Here is a 17,972-nt window from a genome sequence, read left to right as displayed (position 1 = left end):
TTCGACGACGACCGTACTACGACACTGGTCAAAGTACGATGGATTTCGTAATATTCCTGACGTGGGAACAATCGAGGCGGCACCGCTGCCGCAGCCGAGTCGCGCGGAGATCCGCATCGAGGCCGTACTGGCGGCGCTCGCCGATCCCGTGCGCCTCGACATCGTCCGCGCGCTCGCCCCGCGGCCCGACGGCATCGCGTGCGGCGAGGTCGCGCTGACCGTCAGCCCGTCGACGCGCACGCACCACCTGCGCACCCTGCGTGAGGCCGGCGTGATCTCCACGATCCCCCTCGGCACGCGCAAGATCTCCCAGCTGCGCCGGGCCGACCTCGACGCGCTCTTCCCCGGCCTGCTCGACGGGGTGCTCGCGGCGCCGCACTGATCAGCGCAGCAGGCTGCGCTCAGCTGTCGTGATCAGCGCCGTCACGACCTCGTCGACGGGTCGCTGCCTGCCGGTGTGCAGCAGGTCGAAGCCGTCGAAGCTGGTCAGCAGCCAGAGCACGTCGGCAGCCCGGTCGGCCGTGACGTCGGGGCGCAACACCCCCTGCTCGGCCAGGCGGTGCGCGAGCCTGGCCATGCCGGCGGCGCGACCGTCCTCGAGGCGTCGGATCGCCCCGCCGACCGCGGCGGCGTCCAGCAGCGCCATCGCGGACAGGACCCGCAGCACGTCGCCGTGCACCGCGTACATCTCGACGACGGCGCGGATGGTGCCGCGCAGGGCTTCCCGGCCGTCCGGATCGGCCGACACCTGGAGCACGCGCTCGAACCCGCCGCGCTGCAGCAGGTCCGCACCCACGGCGTCGAACAGCCCGGACCGGGACCCGAAGACCAGGTAGACGGTGGGGCGCGCCACGCGCGCCAGCGTGGCGATGCGGTCGATGCTCACCGGTTCCCCGGGCGCCTCGCGCAGTCGTGCGTACACCGCGTCCAGGATGCGCCGGCGCGTCTCCTCCGCCGCCTCTGCGCGCAGGCGCTGCTCGTACTTGCGGGCCACGGCTCAACCTTAGCATTCGCTTGACAGACCGAATTCTGAAATACAGGCTGTTGTCCGAAATGAACGACCGCCCGAGGAGCAGCCCATGCAGGTGATGACCCGATGCACGATCAAGCCCGGAGAGGTCGAGCGCGTGCTGGAGCTGCTCCGGGCCGTCTACGAGGAGCTGGCGACGGTCGAGCCGGACGGGTTGCGCTACGCGAGCTTCCAGCTCGACGACGGCGTCAGCCTGGTGTCGTTCGTGGAGCTGGAGCACGGCCCGCAGACGCTGCAGCAGCTCCCCGCGTTCCAGCGCTACCGGACGGAGCTGGCCCAGGCGTGCGTCGAACCGCCCGTCACGGCCGTGCTGCAGGAGGTCGGCGCCTACCGCTTCCACTGACCTGCCGCACCCGCCGTACGACCTCAGAGAGTTGATCATGACATCACCAACAGGCCCGACCGTGCCCCGCGTGGCGATCGTCGTCGGCACGACCCGTCCGGGCCGCAAGGCCGACGTCGTCGCCCGATGGATCCTCGCCGTCGCTTCCCGACGTGACGACGCGACGTTCGAGGTCGTGGACCTCGCCGACCACGTCCTGCCCCACCTCGACGAACCTGTCCCACCCCGCGCCGGCCGCTACACCCACGCCCACACCCACGGCTGGGCCGAGCGCATCAGGTCGTTCGACGCCTTCGTGTTCGTCACTCCCGAGTACAACGGCTCGATCCCCGGCGTCCTCAAGAACGCCATCGACTTCCTCTACGCCGAGTGGAACGACAAGGTCGCGGGCTTCGTCGGTTACGGGATCCACGGAGGCCGCCGCGCTGTGGAGGACCTGCGCCGGGTCATGGGCGACGTCGGCGTCTCCGGCGTGGAACCGGCCGTCGCGCTGACGCTCCGCGAGGACTTCGCGGACCACACACGGTTCAGCCCGCGCGACGCGCAGGAACAGGGCCTCATCGCCGTGCTCGACGAGCTGGTGACCCGGGCCCGCGAGAGCATAGGTGCGGGCGATCGCCTCGATCGGGATTCATCGCTTTTCCCGATGCGATGAACGCACCTAGCGTGGCTGCATGACGACCCACGCCACGCCGACCATCGAGCCGCTGTCCAGCCCGCGCGGCACCCCTCTGACCGCGCTCAGCTGGGACGACGCGCAGACCCGGGTGGCTGGGGCGGGCGACTACCTGCTCGCGACCACCGGCCGGGACGGGCAACCGCACGTCGTGCCCCTGCTCGCGGTGTGGCACGGCGGAGCGGTCTGCTTCGTCACCTCGCGGCAGTCCCGCAAGGTCCGCAACCTCACCCGGAACGCCAGGTGCACGGTCACGGTGCCGGGTCAGGACCTCGACGTGATCGTCGACGGGACCGCCCACCTCGTCCGGGATGCCGCCCGGCTGCAGGAGATCGCGGACCTGTTCCCGCCCAAGTACCCGTGGTGGCACCCGTTCGTCAGGGACGGCGAGCTCCACGACCCGGCGGACACCGACCTCTCCGATCCGCAGCACGTCTACGCGGTCGAGCCCGCGCAGGTGTTCGCGTTCGGCAAGGAGGACGGGTTCAGCGCGACCCGCTGGCGCTTCCGGCCGTGAACCGATCTCGCACAGCGGTCAGGTGGCGGCCGGCTCCACGCCGAGCACCCGGCCGATCTCCGGGCCGAGGAACCGCCGGCCCAGCCGTTCGAACGGCTCGGGGTCGCCGGTGGCGACGAACTCGTGCGGGCCGGCGGGCGGGCTGCCCGCCTCGCGGACGAGGTCGCGCTCCATCAGCACCCGCACGAGGTCCTTCGCCGTCTCCTCGGCGCTGGACACGAGCGTGACGTCGGGTCCCATGGCCAGCTGCACGACCGCGGACAGCAGCGGGTAGTGGGTGCAGCCCAGCACCAGGGTGTCGACCCGCGCTCGTTGCAGCGGTTCCAGGTAGCTCTGCGCGAGGCCGAGGATCTGCCGGCCGGTGGTCATGCCGCGCTCGACGAAGTCGACGAACCGCGGGCACGCCACCGCCGTGACCTCGACGTCGCGGGCGGCCATGAAGGAGTCCTGGTAGGCGCCCGAGGCGATCGTCGCGACGGTGCCGATGACGCCGACCCGCCCGGTGTGGGTGGCGGCCACCGCGCGCCGCACGGCCGGTCGCACCACCTCGACGACGGGCACGGGGTAGCGCTCGCGGATGTCGGGAAGGCAGGCCGCGGACGCGGTGTTGCACGCGACCACCATCGCCTTCACCCCGCGGTCCATCAGCATGTCGCCGAGCGCGAGCGCGTGCCGGCGGATCTCGGCGATCGGCAGCGGGCCGTAGGGACCGTGTGCGGTGTCGCCGACGTACACGACGCGCTCGGCGGGCAGCTGGTCGATGATCGAGCGGGTGACGGTCAGGCCACCCACCCCGGAGTCGAAGATCCCGATCGGGGCGTCGACGTCAGGTGGGGGCTGCGGCACGCCGTCGAGTCTAGTGAGCGCGCGCCCCGGGCCGGTCGGCGCGCGCCACGAGCCACGCCGCCAGCACCCCGGCCAGCGCCCCGAACAGGTGCGCCTGCCACGAGACGTGCGGGTCGGTGGGCAGCACGCCCCACAGCACCCCGCCCCAGATCAGGAACAGGACGACGGCCAGCAGGATCTGCTTGACGCTCCGCGCGAAGAAGCCGCGGACCAGCAGGAACGCCAGCCAGCCGAAGATCACCCCGGACGCGCCCACGGTGTACACGCCGTCCGGCCCGAACGCCCACACCGCGGCCCCGCCGAGCACCCAGATGGTGGCGGTGATCATCACGAACTGCCCGATGCCACCGGCCATCGCGAGGAAGCCGAAGATCAGGAACGGCACGGTGTTGGCCCACAGGTGATCCCAGCTGCCGTGCAGGAGCGGGGAGAACACGATCCCGTCGAGGCCGTCGGGTTCGCGGGAGACGATGCCGCCCTCGCGTTCCAGCGTGCCCCCGCTCGCGAGGTCGAGCACCTCCACCACGTACAGCGCCGCGGTGAACACCAGCATGGTGAGCGCGGCGGACACCGGGTGCGGCGGCAGCACGCGGTTGAGCCGGCGCGGCGCGACGGGTGCGGTCATGGGTCCAGAGTGCCAGAACCCCGCGCCGAGCAGCGGATCTTCAGGTTTCCGCGCCGCGCCGCGCCGCGAGTCTCGCGTTCTGCCGGGCGAGTTCCCCGTATCGCGGGGCGAGTCTTGCGTTCTGCCGGGCGAGTTCCGCGGTTACCCGGCCAAGACGCGGCGGCCGCCGCCGGGCGGAACGCCGAACACGCCCCGGAGAACGCAAGACTCGCGCGGGAGAACGCGCGACTCGCCCGGCAGAACGCGCGACTCGCGTCGACGTCGGTCCGCAGCGCCATCGCGTCGGTGTGCGGAACGTCGCGGAAGCGGTCCAGTCGTTCCCGCGCATCAGCCTCGGCCGCAGCCCGGGCCCAGCTCCGCAACCGCGACGGCGGCCCGCGTGATCACTACTGCTTCCCCGATCAGGCCCAGAGGTGCCCGTCGATCCGCTCCGCCGCCTCCTCGACGGTGCCGGCGTAGGCACCCGTCGAGAGGTACTTCCAGCCCCCGTCGGCCACGATGAGCACGATGTCGGCGCGCTCCCCCGCCCCGGCGGCCTTCTCCGCGACGGCGAGGGCGGCGTGCAGGATGCCGCCGGTGGAGATGCCGGCGAAGATGCCTTCCTTCTCGACGAGCTCGCGGGTGCGGCGCAGCGCGTCGTAGGAGCCGACGGAGTAGCGCCCGGTCAGCACCTCGGGGTCGTACAGCTCGGGCACGAAGCCCTCGTCGAGGTTCCGCAGCCCGTACACGAGCTCGCCGTAGCGCGGTTCCGCGGCGACGATCTGCACGTCCGGTTTGTGTTCGCGCAGGTAGCGGCCGGTGCCGACGAGCGTGCCGGTGGTGCCGAGCCCGGCGACGAAGTGGGTGATCTCCGGGCAATCGCGCAGGATCTCCGGGCCGGTGGTGCGGTAGTGCGCGTCGGCGTTGGCCGGGTTGCCGTACTGGTAGAGCATGACCCAGTCGTCGTGCTCTGCGGCCAGCTGCTTCGCCACGGCGACGGCCTGGTTGGAGCCGCCTGCAGCGGGCGAGGAGATGATCCGCGCGCCGTACATCTCCAGCAGCTGGCGCCGCTCGGTGGAGGTGTTCTCCGGCATCACGCAGACGAGCTGGTAGCCCTTGAGCTTGCAGGCCATGGCCAGCGAGATGCCCGTGTTGCCGGACGTCGGCTCCAGGACCGTGCACCCGGGCGTGAGCCGCCCGTCGGCCTCCGCCTGCTCCACCATGGCCAGCGCGGGCCGGTCCTTGACGGAGCCGGTGGGGTTGCGGTCCTCGAGCTTGGCCCACAGGCGCACGTCCGGCGCCGGGGCGAGGTTCGGCAGACCCACCAGCGGCGTGTCACCGACCGCGTGCAGCAGCGAGTCGTACCGCACCGCGGATCAGCCTCCGGCGACAGCCGGGAGGATCGTCCCCCCGGCGACAGCCGGAAGGATCGTCACCGTGGACGACTCCTTCACCGGCGCGTCGAGACCGCCGGAGAAGCGCACGTCCTCGTCGTCGACGTAGATGTTGACGAAGCGGTGCAGCTTGCCGTCGTTGACCAGGCGTCCGGCGATGCCGGAGTGGTTGGCGTCGAGGTCGGAGATGATCTCCGCGACGGTGGCGCCCTTCGCCTCGACGGTCTTCTCACCCCCGGTGTGCGTGCGCAGGATCGTGGGGATCGAGACGGTGGCCATGCCGGAAACTCCCAGGGAAGAAGGTGGATCGGACGAGCGATGCGAGAGATCAGTCCCGGTCAGGGACGTCGTCCGCACCTGTGTGGGCGAACATGTAACTCTCCACGACGTCGATCTCTTCCTCGGTCACGACGCCGTCGAGGATGCGGAACGACCGCAGCTCGTGGCGGACCGGGTCCTTCGTGCCGACGATGACGTAGTGCGCGTGGGGCTCCAGCGCGCTCTCGACGTCGATGGCCGACGGGTAGGCCTCGCTGTAGGTCTGGGTGTGCGAGTGGTAGATGACCACCGGTTCCTCGTCGCGCGCGGTCATGTCCCGGTGCAGCGCGAGGCGCTCCTTCGAGTCGAAGACGAAGAACGTGTCGCCGAAGCGCAGCTCCTCGATCCGCTCGCCGGTCTCGGGGTCGGTCCGCGTGTTGGGCAGGCCCGGGTAGTCGGGATCGGCCGCCGCGTTGCGCATCGGCAGGAACCGCTCGGGGCGGTCGCTGCCTTCAGGACCCGCGACCATGCCGCACGCCTCGTTCGGGTGCTCCCGACGGGCGTGCGCGACGATCTCGTCGACGAGATCGGCTCGGATCCGCAGCACGCCCCCAGCGTACGTGGTGCGTGGCCTGTACGGACATTCCGGCGGGACGTCTCACACCTGCGGCGGTCGCACCATCGCCGTGGCATCGGTGGCGACGAACCCGAACCGGGCGTACAGGCCGTGGGCGTCGTCAGTGAAGAGCGTCCAGCGCATCAGCGGCGGCCCGTCGTCGATCATGGCCGCGACCAGCGCCTTCCCCAGCCCGGCGCCCCGTGCCGACGACAGCACGAACACGTCGGCGAGGTAGGCGAACGAGACGCCGTCGCCGACGGCGCGGGCGAACCCGACCATCTCGCCGGTGCCGCGGCGGTAGGCGCCGACGACCTTCCACGCCGAGTCGAGCTGGGCCTCGACGTCGGCGCGGACCCGCGACCGGCCCCAGTACGCCTCGGTGGACAGGTACCCCCACACGACGTCGCGGTCGATGCGCGCCGGGTCGTCGTCGGTCTCGAAGTCGCCGGCGGCGGTGCGCCGCGATCCGCCGCCCTGCAGCACCGCCATCGCCGCCGCGGCCTGCTCGTGCGGCACGAACAGGTGGTCGTGGTGCACCCCCGCGAACGGGTTGACGCTGATGCCCGCGCGGGCCAGCGCGGCCGTCACACCGGCGAGGACGCCGACGTCGGAGAGCGCCGTGGCGGCGGTGAGGGTGATCCGCGCCGACGGGTACTGCGCGGCGAGCCCCAGCCGGCGCGCGTCCTCCTCGCGCAGCACCACCGTGCGGCCCTCCGCCTCCTCGATCGCCGCGACGACCGGGGCGTCAACCGGGGTGCCGGGCGGGACGGACGCGAAGACGTGGACGCCGTCGTGCAGGTGGGGCTTCAGGTCGCGCACGGCTCCACGGTAGTGGCGGCGTTGCGGTGATCAAGGGCAGAACGTCGCCAGTGGATCTTCGGCGACGACGATCTCCCCTTGATCGACGTCGGCGGCGGCGTGATCCCGGACCCGTCCGGCTGACGGGGCAGCGACCATGCGGAACAGTGGCCCGGTGAAGCCCGTGAACGACGGCCTGTTCTTCCTGTGCGAGCTGGCCGCGCTGGTCGCGCTCGGGATCTGGGGCTGGCGGGTGGGCAGCGGCTGGAGCAGTTGGCTGCTCGTCGTCGCCGCGCCGCTGGCGATGGCCGTGGCCTGGGGTTTCCTCGCCGCACCGACCTCCACCACCCGCCTGGCCGATCCGGCGTTGCTGATCTTCCAGCTCGTCGTGCTCGTCGGGGCGGCGGTGGCGTGGTGGTCGGTCGGGGGCGGCTGGTGGGCGTCGGCGCTGGGCGTCGTCGCCGCCGTCGTCGTGGTGGCCGATCGGCTGCTCGCCTGAGCCGAGGGCCGGCAACCGTGTGATCTCGGGCTGGTCCGGGTGGAGCAACGCCGGCCGACTCGCGATACTGCCGCCGTGCCCGACGCGAAGATCTCCCGCCGTGCCATCGTGGTGCTCGGCGTGGTTGCCGTCCTGATCGTCGCCGCGATGGTCGCGATCGAGGTGAACCGCGTGAACGCCGCCGCACCGGCCGCTGCCGGTCGCGAACCCGTCGCGGTGCGCGTGATCGCCTTCAACGACCTGCACGGCAACCTGGAACCGCCCAGCGGCTCGTCGGGCAAGGTGCAGCAGGGCGGCGGCGCGAGCGTCGACGCCGGTGGCGCCGCGTTCCTCGCGACGAAGGTGGCCCAGCTGCGGGCGCAGACGCCGAACTCGGTGCTCGTGTCCGCGGGCGACAACATCGGCGCCTCGCCCGTCGCGTCGGCGCTCTTCCACGACGAGCCCACCATCGACGTGATGGACGAGCTGGGCGTGGCCGCGTCCGCCGTCGGCAACCACGAGTTCGACGAGGGCTTCGCCGAGCTCCAGCGGATGCAGAAGGGCGGCTGCCACCCGACCGACGGCTGCGCCTTCCGCCCGGACTTCCCGGGCGCGAAGTTCCCGATCCTCGGCGCGAACGTCACCGACGCGAACGGGGCGCCGGCACTGCCGGCGAGCACCGTCGTCGAGGTCGGCGGGGTGAAGCTCGGCGTCATCGGCGCCACCCTGCGCGACCTGCCCAGCGTCGTCACCCCGGAGGCGATCAAGGGGCTGCAGTTCGGCGACGAGGTCGCCGCGATCGACAAGGCCTCAGCCGAGCTGACCAAGCAGGGCGTGAACGCGCAGATCGTGGTCGTCCACCAGGGCGACGAGGGTGCGGGCGGCGCCCCGTCCGACTGCGCGGTGAAGCCGAACGGCGCGGCCACCGCCATCGCGACGAAGGTCTCCCCCGCCGTCGACGCGGTGTTCAGCGCGCACAGCCACCAGCAGTACGTGTGCACCGTGACCGACCCGGCGGGCGGCAAGCGGCCGCTCGTGCAGGGGCTGTCGTTCGGGCGGCTGCTCTCCGTCGTCGACCTCGCCGTCGACCCGGGTACGGACGAGGTGGTGCGCGACCGCACCGCGGCCCGCAACGAGATCGTCGGCCGCGACGTGCCGGCCGACCCCGCCGTGCAGAAGATCGTCGACGAGGCGAAGTCGAAGGCGGCGCCGATCGCGAACCGGCCCGTCGGGTCGATCACGGCCGACCTGCTGCGGGCCGGCGGGCCGAGCGGCGAGTCGAGCCTCGGCGACGTCATCGCCGACGCCCAGCTCGAGGCGAGCCGCGCGACCGGGGCGCAGGTCGCCATCACCAACCCGGGCGGCATCCGCGCGGACATCCCGTTCGCCCCGGACGGCGTGGTGACCTACGGCGAGGCGTTCACCGTGCAGCCCTTCGGCAACATCATGCAGACCATCACGCTCACCGGCGCCCAGCTCAAGGCGGTGCTGGAGCAGCAGTGGCAGGGCCAGTCGAGCCCGCGGATCCTGCAGGTGTCCTCGACGCTGCACTTCACCTGGTCGCAGTCGGCGCAACCCGGCAACAAGATCACCGCGATCACGGTGAACGGGACGCCCGTCGACCCCGCCGCCAACTACCGGGTCGCGCTGAACAACTTCCTGGCGGCGGGCGGCGACAACTTCACCGTCTTCGCCCAGGGCACCGGCCTGCAGGGCGGCCCGGTCGACCTGGACGCGCTGCTGGAGTACCTGAAGGCGCACCCCGGGCTCGCCCCGCCGCCGGCCGACCGGATCACGACGACCCCCTGACAGCCGCCGGCCGAGGTAGGCGAGCACGACGGGTCGGGTGCGCGACCATCGTCGCCCCGGTTGACCTGCGGCGGGTCCGGGAACTCCGGCCCGAAGTCCACGCAGCCCAGAGACTGTCAACGAGACAGTCCCGCGTGCGAGTGCGTCATGCAGTGGAGCCGCTGTCAAGCACCCAGGTTCGGCCGGCACGCCGGTAGAAGTCTTTCGTGAGCGGATGGTCGGCGCTGCACCAGACGCGTTCGATCAGCTCCTCCAGCTCGGCCCGCCCGTCGACGCTGCTTGCGGGACAGAACGCAAGGACCTCGCGGCACGGCGCCACGGCCACGATCTCAGCCGTGCCGAACTCCGCCGCGCACCACTCCCAGACGTCGTCGAGGAACATGACGCTCACTTCGAGGTTGCCGTCCAACAGCACCGGCGTGATCGCACCGTAGCGAGGCATGTCGAGCCGGCCTGTAGCGAAACGGGCGAAGTTCTCCACCGCATGTCCGTGCAGCTGCTCGACCGAGTGTCCGACCGCCCTCATGTCAGTGTCGGTGACGTATCGGAACCAGTCACCCTCATCCACCACGTAGGTCGTCAGCAGCGAACCGACGAACGGCCGCGAAACAGGCACGCCTCCGTCGTGCAGTCCGACCGGATTTCCGCGCGGCGCGCTCGGGTCAAGGGCAGGCTTGACGTAGGGCAGCACGGTCGAGAGATCCACGTGCGGATCGTGCCACGCCGGATCAGACCATGATCGCAGACCGCGCTGCCGGCGGAGCCCGCGACACGTCGGCACAGCTGTTCGGAGGTCGAGGTGTCGGGAAATCCGCGGATCGACGCCTGTTCGAAAATGATCGATTGCGCGGCCGAACATACGGAAACTCTGGTCGGCCGATTCCTCTGTCCCGCTGCTCGGAGTCGTTCGTCCCACGCAGCGGACCGAGTGAGTCGATCATGCCGCGTCTGTCCAGCTCCAGCGCGCCGAGGTCGGGGCAGCGCTCGACGAACTCCAGGATGTCGATGCTCGCCGACCGCCCGCCGAGCAGTCGGCCACGCCGCGATGAAACTGGACGAGGCCAGGCCCCGGGAGGTCAGCGAGGAACTCGACGTCGCGGATCGGCGGATCGTGCGGTGCGCCGCACGCTGTCGGAACGCCGTTCGATGTTGAGGGCGACGTGCTCGGCACGCCACGGCTCGTTCTCGATCTGGAGTTCCACACGGCTGTCCTTGGAACGGCGCACCTTCGTCGCCAATCGGTCCCCCACGATCCTTCAAGCGCCGATCGGCCTGCTCCGCGTCGGCCCGGTCGTGGCCGACGCGGAGAACATGGCCCGCGGGTTGCGCGGGCTGGTGCAGGTCGAACTGTTCACCGACGACCTCGACGGGCTGTACCAGGAACTGCTCGCCCGCGGCCTGCCGGTGCGCCCGCCGAGGACCGGCCATGGGAACGGCAGATGAAGGTGCGGGACCCGGACGGCTTCACCGGCGAGTTCACCGAGGGACGGCGCATGACCACGTGCCGAGGCAGTCACCCTGACGGCGAGCGCGGGCTACGGCTTGCGCCCCACCGCGCAGTAGGAGTCGATCGAGGGCACCGAGCCGAGGACGCTCGGGTCCTGCCGCCACTGCGGCGTCTGGACGATCCCCGGTTCGATGATCTCGAGGCCTGCGAAGCATTCGCGGAACTCGTCGAGCGTGCGCATGGTGTAGCCGTTGACCGTGGACGCTGCCTGCGCTGCCGCGCCGGCCTCGGCGCCGTCCAGCAGGACGAGGTAGCTGCCCGACGGCAGCGGGTCCACCAGCCGCCGGATGATCGAGAGCATGTCGGCGAACTCCGGCGCGGTGTGCCCGAGGATGCCGAGCAGGAGCACGGCGATCGGCCGGTTGAAGTTCAGGACGTTCCGCGCGTCGGCGATGATCTGCTCGGGCTCGTGCACGTCGGCGTGGACGTAGGTCGTGACGCCCTCGGGGGTCGTGTTCACCAGCAGGGTCCGGGCGTGCGCGAGCACGAGCGGGTCGTTGTCGACGTAGACGATCCGGGAGGCGGGCGCGATCGACTGCGCCACCTCGTGGGTGTTCTGCATCGTCGGCAGGCCGGTGCCGATGTCGAGGAACTGGTCGACGCCGGCCTCCCCTGCCAGGTACCGCACGGCCCTGACCAGGAACTGGCGCGCGTGCTGGGCGATCAGCTTGATCTCGGGGAACTTGGCGATCACGGCATCGCCCAGCTCGCGGTCCGCCGGGTAGTTGTCCTTGCCGCCCAGGTAGTAGTTCCACACGCGGGCGGAATGGGGGATGTCGAATCTCAGCTCTGTCGCGTCGGCCACGTTGCGTAGCGTAGAAGCCACCGCGCCGTCACACCATCGTGTCGGTCAGCGAGGGTCGCGGATGCGCATGCGGGCATGCACCAGGGAGTCCTGCACGAAGGTGAGCCACTGGTAGACGCCGAGGTGCTCGGCCCGCGGGTCTCCGTCGGGCAGCTCGTCGGGCATGTCCTCGCTGACGTCGAGGGCGGTGCCCAGCGCGAGGCGGACGTCGTTGAGGGCAGTGAGCCACTCGTCGGCCAGGTCGGGTCGCAGCTCGACGCGCCCACCCGCCTCCGGCAGCGACGCCAGCACGTGCTCATTGGCCTCGAGCTTCGCGGTGATCAGCTCCGGCTCGTGCAGCGAGCGCAGCCCGGCGGCGAGGTCGGCGTCCTCGAACGTGAAGTCGGGCAGCAGCCGCGCGACCACCCGGTCGGCCGGTCGCTTCGACGGTCCGGTGCGCATGCCGGTCAGCTCGGCCAGCTCGTCGACGGGCGCCTCTCCGGCGCGGCCCTCCAGCATCTGCCGGACCTCGCGCAGCAACCCGCGCAGCACCGCGATCTCCTGCGGCTCGAACTCCGTGACGAGCACCTGACGCTCGCCGCGGCCGGTCTTCTTCCAGCCCTTCACCAGGTCATGCCTTCTGCATCGTGGCCCAGAGCCCGGCGGCGTGCAGCTTGGCGACGTCGGCCTCGATCTTGTCCTTGTCGCCGGCCGACACGGCCGCCTTGCCCTTGTGGTGCACGTCGAGCATCAGCGCGGTGGCCTTGGGCTCGGGGTAGCCGAAGATCTTCTGCAGTACGTAGGTGACGTACGACATCAGGTTGACCGGGTCGTTCCAGACCACCGCCTGCCAGGGCAGATCCGGCGTTGCGCTGTCCTCGACGACCGGGTCGACCTGCGTGGTGGGGGCGGAGAGCGGTCCGGCCATACCCCTATGGTGACACCCCGCCCCGACACCGCGCAGGGCCCCATACGCTTGCTCCATGACTGGAAGCCCCTCGTCGACGGGCGTGAGCACCGCCCTGCTCACGGACCGCTACGAGCTGACGATGCTCGCCGCAGCGGTCGCCGACGGCACCGCGCAGCGGCAGTGCGTCTTCGAGGTCTTCGCCCGCCGCCTGCCCGACGGCCGCCGCTACGGCGTCGTCGGCGGCACCGGCCGGCTGCTCGAGTCGATCACCCGGTTCCGCTTCGGCCCCGAGGAGCTCGACGCGCTCGGCGGCATCGTCGACTCCGACACGCTCGACCGGCTCGCCGCGTACCGCTTCTCCGGCGACATCGACGGCTATCCCGAAGGCGAGCTGTACTTCCCCGGCTCGCCGATCCTCACCGTGACCGGCACGTTCGCCGACGCGGTGCTGCTGGAGACGCTCGCGCTGTCGATCCTCAACCACGACTCGGCCATCGCGTCGGCGGCCGCGCGGATGGTCACCGCCGCCGCCGGCCGGCCGCTGATCGAGATGGGCTCGCGGCGCACCCACGAGGCCGCGGCCGTGGCGGCCGCCCGGGCGGCGTACCTGGCTGGGTTCGCCACGACGTCGAACCTGGAGGCCGAGCGTCGCCACGGCATCCCCACCGCCGGCACCGCGGCGCACGCCTGGGTCCTGCTGCACGACGACGAGCTGTCGGCGTTCCGCTCGCAGATCGCGGCGCTCGGCCCGAAGACGACGCTGCTCGTCGACACCTACGACATCCGCCGCGGCATCGAGCTGGCCATCGAGGCGGCCGGGCCGGAGCTGGGCGCGGTGCGCATCGACTCCGGCGACCTCGGCGAGCTCGCCCGCCAGGCCCGCGACCAGCTCGACAAGCTCGGTGCCACCAGCACGCGGATCGTGCTCTCCGGTGACCTCGACGAGTACGCCATCGCCGCGCTGCGCGCCGAACCCGTCGACTCCTACGGCGTCGGCACCTCGGTGGTCACCGGCTCGGGCGCGCCGACCGCGGGCATGGTCTACAAGCTCGTCGAGGTCGACGGGCGGCCGGTGGCCAAGCGCAGCGCGTCGAAGGAGTCGCGCGGCGGCCGCAAGGGCGCGCTGCGCCGGTTCAAGCCGACGGGCACCGCGATCGAGGAGGTCGTGCACCCGGTCGGGCACGCCGTCGAGGCCGGTGAGCACGACCGTCCCGTCCAGGTGCCGCTGATCCGCGGCGGTGAGCTGGTGCCCGACCTGCCGAGCCTGGAACAGTCCCGGGAACACCTGCGCCGCGCGCTGGTGTCGGTGCCGTGGGAGGGCCTCAAGCTCTCCCGCGGCGAGCCCGCGATCCCGACCGTCTTCGAAGGGTTCTGACATGGGTGCGCTGATCATCGTCGACGTGCAGAACGACTTCTGCGAGGGCGGCTCGCTCGCCGTGACGGGCGGGGCGCAGGTGGCGAAGGACGTGTCGCAGCACCTGCGCACCGCGAGCTACGACCACGTCGTGGCCACCCGCGACCACCACGTCGACCCGGGTGCGCACTTCTCCGCCACCCCCGACTTCGTCGACTCGTGGCCGCCGCACTGCCGCGTCGGCACGCCGGGCGCGTCGTTCCACCCGGAGCTGGACGTGGCACCGATCGAGGCGGTCTTCGACAAGGGCGCCTACACCGCCGCGTACTCCGGCTTCGAAGGCACTGAGCCGGGCGGCACGGCGCTGCTCGAGTGGCTGGCCGACCGCGGGGTCACCGACGTCGACGTCGTCGGCATCGCCACCGACCACTGCGTGCGCGCCACCGCCCTCGACGCCGCCGCGGCCGGCCTGCAGGTCACGGTGCTGCTGGAACTGTGCGCGGGGGTGGCGCCGGAGTCCACCGAGCGCGCGATCGGGGAGTTGCGCGCCGCCGGCGTCACGGTCCGATGATCCCGCTCGGGCTGCCGGAGCCCACCGACTGGATCGAGGCCGACGTCGTCACCAACGTGCGCGAGCACGGCTGGCACGTCTGCATGGTGCACGGCAACTGCGAGTACTGCGCGGAGGGCGACCTCGACCACTCCCACGACGCCGTCCGCCACGACGACCCGCGCGTCGAGGCCGCCTACGCCGCGACCTTCGCGTACACCGTCGGCCTCACCCCGCGGTACGGCCACCCCGAGATCCTGCTGGTCGGCGGGTGGAGCGCGGCCGGGCACTTCCTCAACGCCGTCGGCGACCTCGTCCGCGACGGGCACCGCTTCTCCCCCGGCGACACCTCCACCGAGGTGCTCGAGGACTACGTCGTCCGCTTCGACGACGTCGGCGTGAAACCCCGCCAGGGCCTGCTCACCCTGGCGCACTGGGCCGTGCACCGCGCGTACTTCGAGGCGCTGCAGCTCGTCCTGCCCGACCGCTGGGGCCGCTGGCCGGAGGACCCGGAGTACCACGGCTTCCCGCAGCCGTCGCAGGCCGACTGAGGTGGCGGTGGCGGCACGGTTGCGGCGGCGGTTGCGGTGATCAAGGGCAGAATGTCGCTGGTTGATCTTGTGCGACAACACTTTGTCCTTGATCACGGAGTCGCCCGGCCGCGCGCCGTGCCGACGGTGGCCGGGCCCGGGTCGAGCGCGGTGCGGCCGGGCAGGGCCGCGGAGAGGCTCGGGCCGGCCTGCTCCGCTCTGCCGCGTTGATCATGGGCAGAACGTCGTCAGTCGATCTTCGTCGGCAACGTTTTGCCCATGATCAACGCGCCAGGGGCGGGTGCGCGGCCGGGTGGTGGGCGGGCGGAAGGCTGCGGTGGCGGCCGCAGACCGAGCTGGGCCCGCGTTGCCGGCGATCCGCAATCTTGACAGTGGCAACATTCCGGCCCACCATGGCTGCATGCGCACCCGAGCCGGCCGATGGACGCACGACTCCGCCGCGGTCCCGGAGGGGATGGTGGTGTTCCTCATCGGCATGACCGTCACCAAGTGGTGGCGGCCGGACCGGTGGTGGCCGACGTTCGTCGCGATGCTGCCCATGCTGGTGGAGCAGCACCGCCGTCCCGAGCTGGGCGTGCTGGGCACGCGCACGCTGGTGGGGCGCACCGGGCCGGTGATCGTCCAGTACTGGCGTGACGCCGAGTCGCTCTACCGGTACGCCTCGGCCACCGACGCGCACCACCGGTCGGCGTGGGCGCGGTTCAACAAGGCCGCCCGCGCCGCGCCGGACGCCGTCGGGGTGTGGCACGAGACGTTCCCGGTGGCGGCGGCCGAAAGCGTCTACGTGGACATGCCCGTGGTGGGTCTGGCGGCAGCGGTCGGGTCGGTGCCGGTCAGCGGCAGCATGCGGCAGGCCCGCGACCGCCTCGCGGCCGGCAAGAGGTGACCTCACACAGCGCGCGGCCACCGCACACACCGCCCAACCTGTGTGACGTGGCCACGCGCTGTGTGAGGTCGTTCAGCCCGGCCGGAACCTGCGGCGCAGGCGCTGCGCCACCGCGCCGAACTCGTCGAGCTCCGCCCACGTCCAGCGGACCACGGCCAGCCCGGTGTCCCGGATGGCGTCCTCGCGCCGCTTCTCCTCGAACACGACGTCGCCGGGGTCCTGGCCGGGTTTCAGCAGCCGCCCGTACTTGACGCGGCCGTCGAACTCGCCGACGGTGCGCAGCTTCTCCCACCCGAAGTCGGTCTCGAAGCCGGTGCCGGGCACGTTCCACTGCAGCACCGGGTCCGGGAGCCCGGCCGCGGCGATCAGCACCCGGCTGCGCGACTCGCCGACGCTCTCGCTGCGCCCGTCGGCGAACTCCAACACCCGCCGCGCCGCCGGCGCCCCCGGCCACCGCTTCATCTCGCCGAGCAGCCCCCACGCCCGCTGCACGTCGAAGGCGTCCCGGGCGAGCGCCCCGTCCGCCGCGACGACGGCCTGCGTGAACGGGACGGCACGGGCCAGGTCGACGACCGTGCGCTCGATCGAGGTGACCGGGATGCCGTCGATCACGACGACCTCGGCCGGGTCGAGCGTGTTGGTGCGCACGTGCACCAGCGGGTGGCAGCGGCCGCCGCGACGCCGCCCCGGCCGCGTGACGTGCACCCGGTCCAGCCCGAGCCCCCACAGCGGCAGCCCGTGCAGCACGGCCGCCGACACGTGGCTGACGACCGCCTGGCTGTTCAGGTGCGGCAGCGCGGCGCGAACCAGCAGGACGTGCCGCTCCACGGCGTCGTCGGGCGGCGGGCCGTGCACGTAGGCGCCTCGCCGGATCGAGCACAGGTGCCCGGCGCTGCGCAGCCGGCGCACCTCCTTCTCGGAGAAGCCGTCGTGGAGGAGGTGGGCCCGCAGGAAGATGCTCATGCGCACACGGTGCCCGGCCGAGGGCGACCCGCGGGCGGCTTCGCCGAAACCGGTCGACGTCACACAGCGCGTGGCCACCTCACACACGTCACAACCTGTGTGACGTGGCCGCGCGCTGTGTGAGGTGGATCAGCCGCGCATCGCCCACGGCGCGAGGCTGTCGGCCAGCCCGACACCCTCTGCCCGGTGCGCGCCCGTGGCCTCGGCCAGGCCCACGCACCGCGGCCCGTCGAACAGGCCGCACAGGTACCGCACGGTGCTCTCGTCGATCGCGGCGACGCCGACGCGCAGCTGGTAGATGCCCGGGTAGTGCACCTCGGCGAGGTAGTCGACGCGCAGCGAGCTGGGCGACAGGCCGTCGAGCGGGCCGCCCGTCGGGTAGCCGAGCACGTCGAGGTGCAGCTCGGCGAGCCCGTCGAGGTACCAGCGGGCCAGCGCCACGTTGTTGACGTGCCGGTTGGTGTCGACGTCGCTGAAGCGCGTGCGCACGTCGAGGCGGAACGGGTAGTTCTCGCGCACCAGCCGCGCCGGCTCGCGCAGCGGCCGGGTGGTCTCGCCCTCGGTCCCCGTGCGCAGGGTCTCCAGCGAGCTGCGCAGCCCGTCGGGCAGCGGAGCGGCCCCGAGGTCGCCGACGTGCACGCTCACCGACGACCCGGTGGCCACGCACTCGGCGCCGGCGAACACCGCGTACGAGTAGGTGAACGAGGACCGCCCGATGTGCGTGATGCCGACCCCGACCCGGTACGAGCCGGCCACGGTGAGCGGTGCCAGCACCTCCACCTGCACCGACGCGAGCAGCAGCCGGATCTGGCTGCGCTCCCGGGAGGTGATGTCGGCGCCGAACGAGCGGTACTCGACGGCCACGCGGGCGTCCTCGAACCAGCGCACGAGCGCGTCGCGACCGATGCGCCGGCTGGAGTCGAGATCGCTGTAGCGGGGCGTCTCCTCGATGAGGACGGGGAAGTCCGCCGGTACCGGGCGGGGGCGCGCAGCAGCGGTCTGCGAAGTCGTCACTCCAGACATTCTGACCTGTTGCGCAGGTCACGGGCGGTGCAGGGTGACCACCCCAGGTTGTCGGACGTGCCCGGTAACCTC

Annotated in this window: 24 protein-coding genes; 11 read left to right on the top strand and 13 right to left on the bottom strand. The window is 71.8% G+C overall.

Annotated elements, in window-relative coordinates:
- The first annotated feature begins 61 nt into the window (after nucleotides 1-61).
- Nucleotides 62-382 carry an ArsR/SmtB family transcription factor gene (locus ACQEVB_RS16880; protein ID WP_432971817.1) on the top strand — a complete coding sequence of 107 codons (321 nt, stop codon included), beginning with the start codon at nucleotides 62-64 and terminating at the stop codon, nucleotides 380-382.
- On the opposite strand, the gene ACQEVB_RS16875 is transcribed toward ACQEVB_RS16880, so the two are convergent.
- Nucleotides 383-994, bottom strand: coding sequence for a TetR/AcrR family transcriptional regulator (locus tag ACQEVB_RS16875; RefSeq protein ID WP_432971814.1), 612 nt, complete (start codon nucleotides 992-994; stop codon nucleotides 383-385). It lies immediately after the preceding gene.
- Nucleotides 995-1,079: 85 nt separating this feature from the next.
- Here ACQEVB_RS16875 and ACQEVB_RS16870 point away from each other — a divergent pair, with 85 nt between their 5' ends.
- The 3 genes from ACQEVB_RS16870 to ACQEVB_RS16860 all read left to right on the top strand — a co-directional run bounded on the left by ACQEVB_RS16870 (nucleotide 1,080) and on the right by ACQEVB_RS16860 (nucleotide 2,566).
- Nucleotides 1,080-1,373, top strand: a complete 294-nt coding sequence (locus ACQEVB_RS16870) for a hypothetical protein (protein ID WP_432971811.1) — start codon at nucleotides 1,080-1,082, stop codon at nucleotides 1,371-1,373.
- A gap of 70 nt (nucleotides 1,374-1,443) precedes the next feature.
- A complete protein-coding gene (locus ACQEVB_RS16865; protein ID WP_432971808.1) occupies nucleotides 1,444-2,028 on the top strand; it encodes an NADPH-dependent FMN reductase in 585 nt (194 codons plus the stop codon).
- A 19-nt stretch (nucleotides 2,029-2,047) separates the two neighbouring features.
- Complete coding sequence (locus tag ACQEVB_RS16860) at nucleotides 2,048-2,566, top strand: pyridoxamine 5'-phosphate oxidase family protein (RefSeq protein ID WP_432971805.1); 519 nt, start codon at nucleotides 2,048-2,050, stop codon at nucleotides 2,564-2,566.
- Between the two features lie 18 nt (nucleotides 2,567-2,584).
- On the opposite strand, the gene murI is transcribed toward ACQEVB_RS16860, so the two are convergent.
- The 6 genes from murI to ACQEVB_RS16830 all read right to left on the bottom strand — a co-directional run bounded on the left by murI (nucleotide 2,585) and on the right by ACQEVB_RS16830 (nucleotide 7,106).
- The gene (murI, locus tag ACQEVB_RS16855; RefSeq protein WP_432971802.1) at nucleotides 2,585-3,412 is read right to left on the bottom strand and encodes a glutamate racemase; all 828 of its coding nucleotides are present in this window, start codon (nucleotides 3,410-3,412) and stop codon (nucleotides 2,585-2,587) included.
- Between the two features lie 10 nt (nucleotides 3,413-3,422).
- Nucleotides 3,423-4,037 (bottom strand): rhomboid family intramembrane serine protease, encoded by a 615-nt coding sequence (locus ACQEVB_RS16850; RefSeq protein WP_432971799.1) that lies wholly within the window; start codon nucleotides 4,035-4,037, stop codon nucleotides 3,423-3,425.
- Between the two features lie 401 nt (nucleotides 4,038-4,438).
- Nucleotides 4,439-5,386, bottom strand: a complete 948-nt coding sequence (locus ACQEVB_RS16845; protein ID WP_432971796.1) for a PLP-dependent cysteine synthase family protein — start codon at nucleotides 5,384-5,386, stop codon at nucleotides 4,439-4,441.
- Between the two features lie 6 nt (nucleotides 5,387-5,392).
- Nucleotides 5,393-5,689, bottom strand: a complete 297-nt coding sequence (locus ACQEVB_RS16840) for a MoaD/ThiS family protein (RefSeq protein WP_432971793.1) — start codon at nucleotides 5,687-5,689, stop codon at nucleotides 5,393-5,395.
- A 49-nt stretch (nucleotides 5,690-5,738) separates the two neighbouring features.
- On the bottom strand, nucleotides 5,739-6,275 hold the full coding sequence (locus ACQEVB_RS16835; RefSeq protein WP_432971790.1) for a Mov34/MPN/PAD-1 family protein: 537 nt from the start codon (nucleotides 6,273-6,275) through the stop codon (nucleotides 5,739-5,741).
- Nucleotides 6,276-6,326: 51 nt separating this feature from the next.
- Entirely contained in the window at nucleotides 6,327-7,106 is a 780-nt protein-coding gene (locus ACQEVB_RS16830; RefSeq protein WP_432971787.1) for an ACT domain-containing protein, read from the bottom strand.
- A 154-nt stretch (nucleotides 7,107-7,260) separates the two neighbouring features.
- Here ACQEVB_RS16830 and ACQEVB_RS16825 point away from each other — a divergent pair, with 154 nt between their 5' ends.
- Nucleotides 7,261-7,584, top strand: a complete 324-nt coding sequence (locus tag ACQEVB_RS16825; RefSeq protein WP_432971784.1) for a YrdB family protein — start codon at nucleotides 7,261-7,263, stop codon at nucleotides 7,582-7,584.
- Nucleotides 7,585-7,731: 147 nt separating this feature from the next.
- Complete coding sequence (locus tag ACQEVB_RS16820) at nucleotides 7,732-9,372, top strand: bifunctional metallophosphatase/5'-nucleotidase (protein ID WP_432980406.1); 1,641 nt, start codon at nucleotides 7,732-7,734, stop codon at nucleotides 9,370-9,372.
- 145 nt (nucleotides 9,373-9,517) lie between these two features.
- Here the strand turns inward: ACQEVB_RS16820 and ACQEVB_RS16815 are convergent, their stop codons facing one another.
- Nucleotides 9,518-10,078 carry a hypothetical protein gene (locus tag ACQEVB_RS16815; protein ID WP_432971781.1) on the bottom strand — a complete coding sequence of 187 codons (561 nt, stop codon included), beginning with the start codon at nucleotides 10,076-10,078 and terminating at the stop codon, nucleotides 9,518-9,520.
- 410 nt (nucleotides 10,079-10,488) lie between these two features.
- On the opposite strand from ACQEVB_RS16815, the gene ACQEVB_RS16810 reads away from it, so the two are divergent.
- Nucleotides 10,489-10,815: a hypothetical protein gene (locus ACQEVB_RS16810; protein WP_432971778.1), complete on the top strand. Its 327-nt coding sequence runs from the start codon at nucleotides 10,489-10,491 to the stop codon at nucleotides 10,813-10,815.
- Between the two features lie 92 nt (nucleotides 10,816-10,907).
- On the opposite strand, the gene ACQEVB_RS16805 is transcribed toward ACQEVB_RS16810, so the two are convergent.
- Genes ACQEVB_RS16805 through clpS form a run of 3 tightly spaced genes read right to left on the bottom strand, consistent with a single transcriptional unit; the run spans nucleotide 10,908 to nucleotide 12,591 of the window.
- On the bottom strand, nucleotides 10,908-11,684 hold the full coding sequence (locus ACQEVB_RS16805) for an SAM-dependent methyltransferase (protein WP_432971775.1): 777 nt from the start codon (nucleotides 11,682-11,684) through the stop codon (nucleotides 10,908-10,910).
- Between the two features lie 45 nt (nucleotides 11,685-11,729).
- On the bottom strand, nucleotides 11,730-12,290 hold the full coding sequence (locus ACQEVB_RS16800; protein WP_432971772.1) for a DUF2017 domain-containing protein: 561 nt from the start codon (nucleotides 12,288-12,290) through the stop codon (nucleotides 11,730-11,732).
- A gap of 4 nt (nucleotides 12,291-12,294) precedes the next feature.
- Nucleotides 12,295-12,591 (bottom strand): ATP-dependent Clp protease adapter ClpS, encoded by a 297-nt coding sequence (gene clpS / locus ACQEVB_RS16795; protein ID WP_432971769.1) that lies wholly within the window; start codon nucleotides 12,589-12,591, stop codon nucleotides 12,295-12,297.
- A gap of 55 nt (nucleotides 12,592-12,646) precedes the next feature.
- Between clpS and ACQEVB_RS16790 the strand changes: the two genes are divergently transcribed.
- The 4 genes from ACQEVB_RS16790 (at nucleotide 12,647) to ACQEVB_RS16775 (ending at nucleotide 15,914) form a co-directional block, all read left to right on the top strand.
- Nucleotides 12,647-13,948, top strand: coding sequence for a nicotinate phosphoribosyltransferase (locus ACQEVB_RS16790; protein ID WP_432971766.1), 1,302 nt, complete (start codon nucleotides 12,647-12,649; stop codon nucleotides 13,946-13,948).
- A gap of 1 nt (nucleotide 13,949) precedes the next feature.
- Entirely contained in the window at nucleotides 13,950-14,498 is a 549-nt protein-coding gene (locus tag ACQEVB_RS16785; protein ID WP_432971763.1) for an isochorismatase family protein, read from the top strand.
- Nucleotides 14,495-15,028, top strand: a complete 534-nt coding sequence (locus ACQEVB_RS16780) for a DUF4262 domain-containing protein (RefSeq protein ID WP_432971760.1) — start codon at nucleotides 14,495-14,497, stop codon at nucleotides 15,026-15,028. The genes ACQEVB_RS16785 and ACQEVB_RS16780 overlap by 4 nt, the downstream gene beginning before the upstream one ends.
- Nucleotides 15,029-15,428: 400 nt before the next feature.
- Nucleotides 15,429-15,914 carry a DUF4188 domain-containing protein gene (locus ACQEVB_RS16775; protein ID WP_432971757.1) on the top strand — a complete coding sequence of 162 codons (486 nt, stop codon included), beginning with the start codon at nucleotides 15,429-15,431 and terminating at the stop codon, nucleotides 15,912-15,914.
- 72 nt (nucleotides 15,915-15,986) lie between these two features.
- Here ACQEVB_RS16775 and ACQEVB_RS16770 read toward each other — a convergent pair whose 3' ends face one another.
- Together ACQEVB_RS16770 and ACQEVB_RS16765 are read right to left on the bottom strand one after the other, a co-directional pair.
- A complete protein-coding gene (locus tag ACQEVB_RS16770) occupies nucleotides 15,987-16,877 on the bottom strand; it encodes a type IV toxin-antitoxin system AbiEi family antitoxin domain-containing protein (RefSeq protein ID WP_432971755.1) in 891 nt (296 codons plus the stop codon).
- 129 nt (nucleotides 16,878-17,006) lie between these two features.
- Entirely contained in the window at nucleotides 17,007-17,891 is an 885-nt protein-coding gene (locus tag ACQEVB_RS16765) for a thioesterase family protein (RefSeq protein ID WP_432971752.1), read from the bottom strand.
- Nucleotides 17,892-17,972: the final 81 nt, after the last annotated feature.

Origin of the sequence: Pseudonocardia sp. CA-107938 (assembly GCF_050936315.1) — a bacterium.
GTDB lineage: Bacteria > Actinomycetota > Actinomycetes > Mycobacteriales > Pseudonocardiaceae > Pseudonocardia.
This window is presented reverse-complemented; position numbering and strand designations above follow the sequence as displayed.

Coding starts and splice junctions, on each gene's coding strand:
- ACQEVB_RS16840 (WP_432971793.1), bottom strand. CDS start 5,689: ATGGCCACCGTCTCGATCCCCACGATCCTGCGCACGCACACCGGGGGT.
- ACQEVB_RS16785 (WP_432971763.1), top strand. CDS start 13,950: ATGGGTGCGCTGATCATCGTCGACGTGCAGAACGACTTCTGCGAGGGC.
- ACQEVB_RS16790 (WP_432971766.1), top strand. CDS start 12,647: ATGACTGGAAGCCCCTCGTCGACGGGCGTGAGCACCGCCCTGCTCACG.
- clpS (WP_432971769.1), bottom strand. CDS start 12,591: ATGGCCGGACCGCTCTCCGCCCCCACCACGCAGGTCGACCCGGTCGTC.
- ACQEVB_RS16770 (WP_432971755.1), bottom strand. CDS start 16,877: ATGAGCATCTTCCTGCGGGCCCACCTCCTCCACGACGGCTTCTCCGAG.
- ACQEVB_RS16860 (WP_432971805.1), top strand. CDS start 2,048: ATGACGACCCACGCCACGCCGACCATCGAGCCGCTGTCCAGCCCGCGC.
- ACQEVB_RS16775 (WP_432971757.1), top strand. CDS start 15,429: ATGCGCACCCGAGCCGGCCGATGGACGCACGACTCCGCCGCGGTCCCG.
- ACQEVB_RS16780 (WP_432971760.1), top strand. CDS start 14,495: ATGATCCCGCTCGGGCTGCCGGAGCCCACCGACTGGATCGAGGCCGAC.
- ACQEVB_RS16870 (WP_432971811.1), top strand. CDS start 1,080: ATGCAGGTGATGACCCGATGCACGATCAAGCCCGGAGAGGTCGAGCGC.
- ACQEVB_RS16820 (WP_432980406.1), top strand. CDS start 7,732: ATGGTCGCGATCGAGGTGAACCGCGTGAACGCCGCCGCACCGGCCGCT.
- ACQEVB_RS16850 (WP_432971799.1), bottom strand. CDS start 4,037: ATGACCGCACCCGTCGCGCCGCGCCGGCTCAACCGCGTGCTGCCGCCG.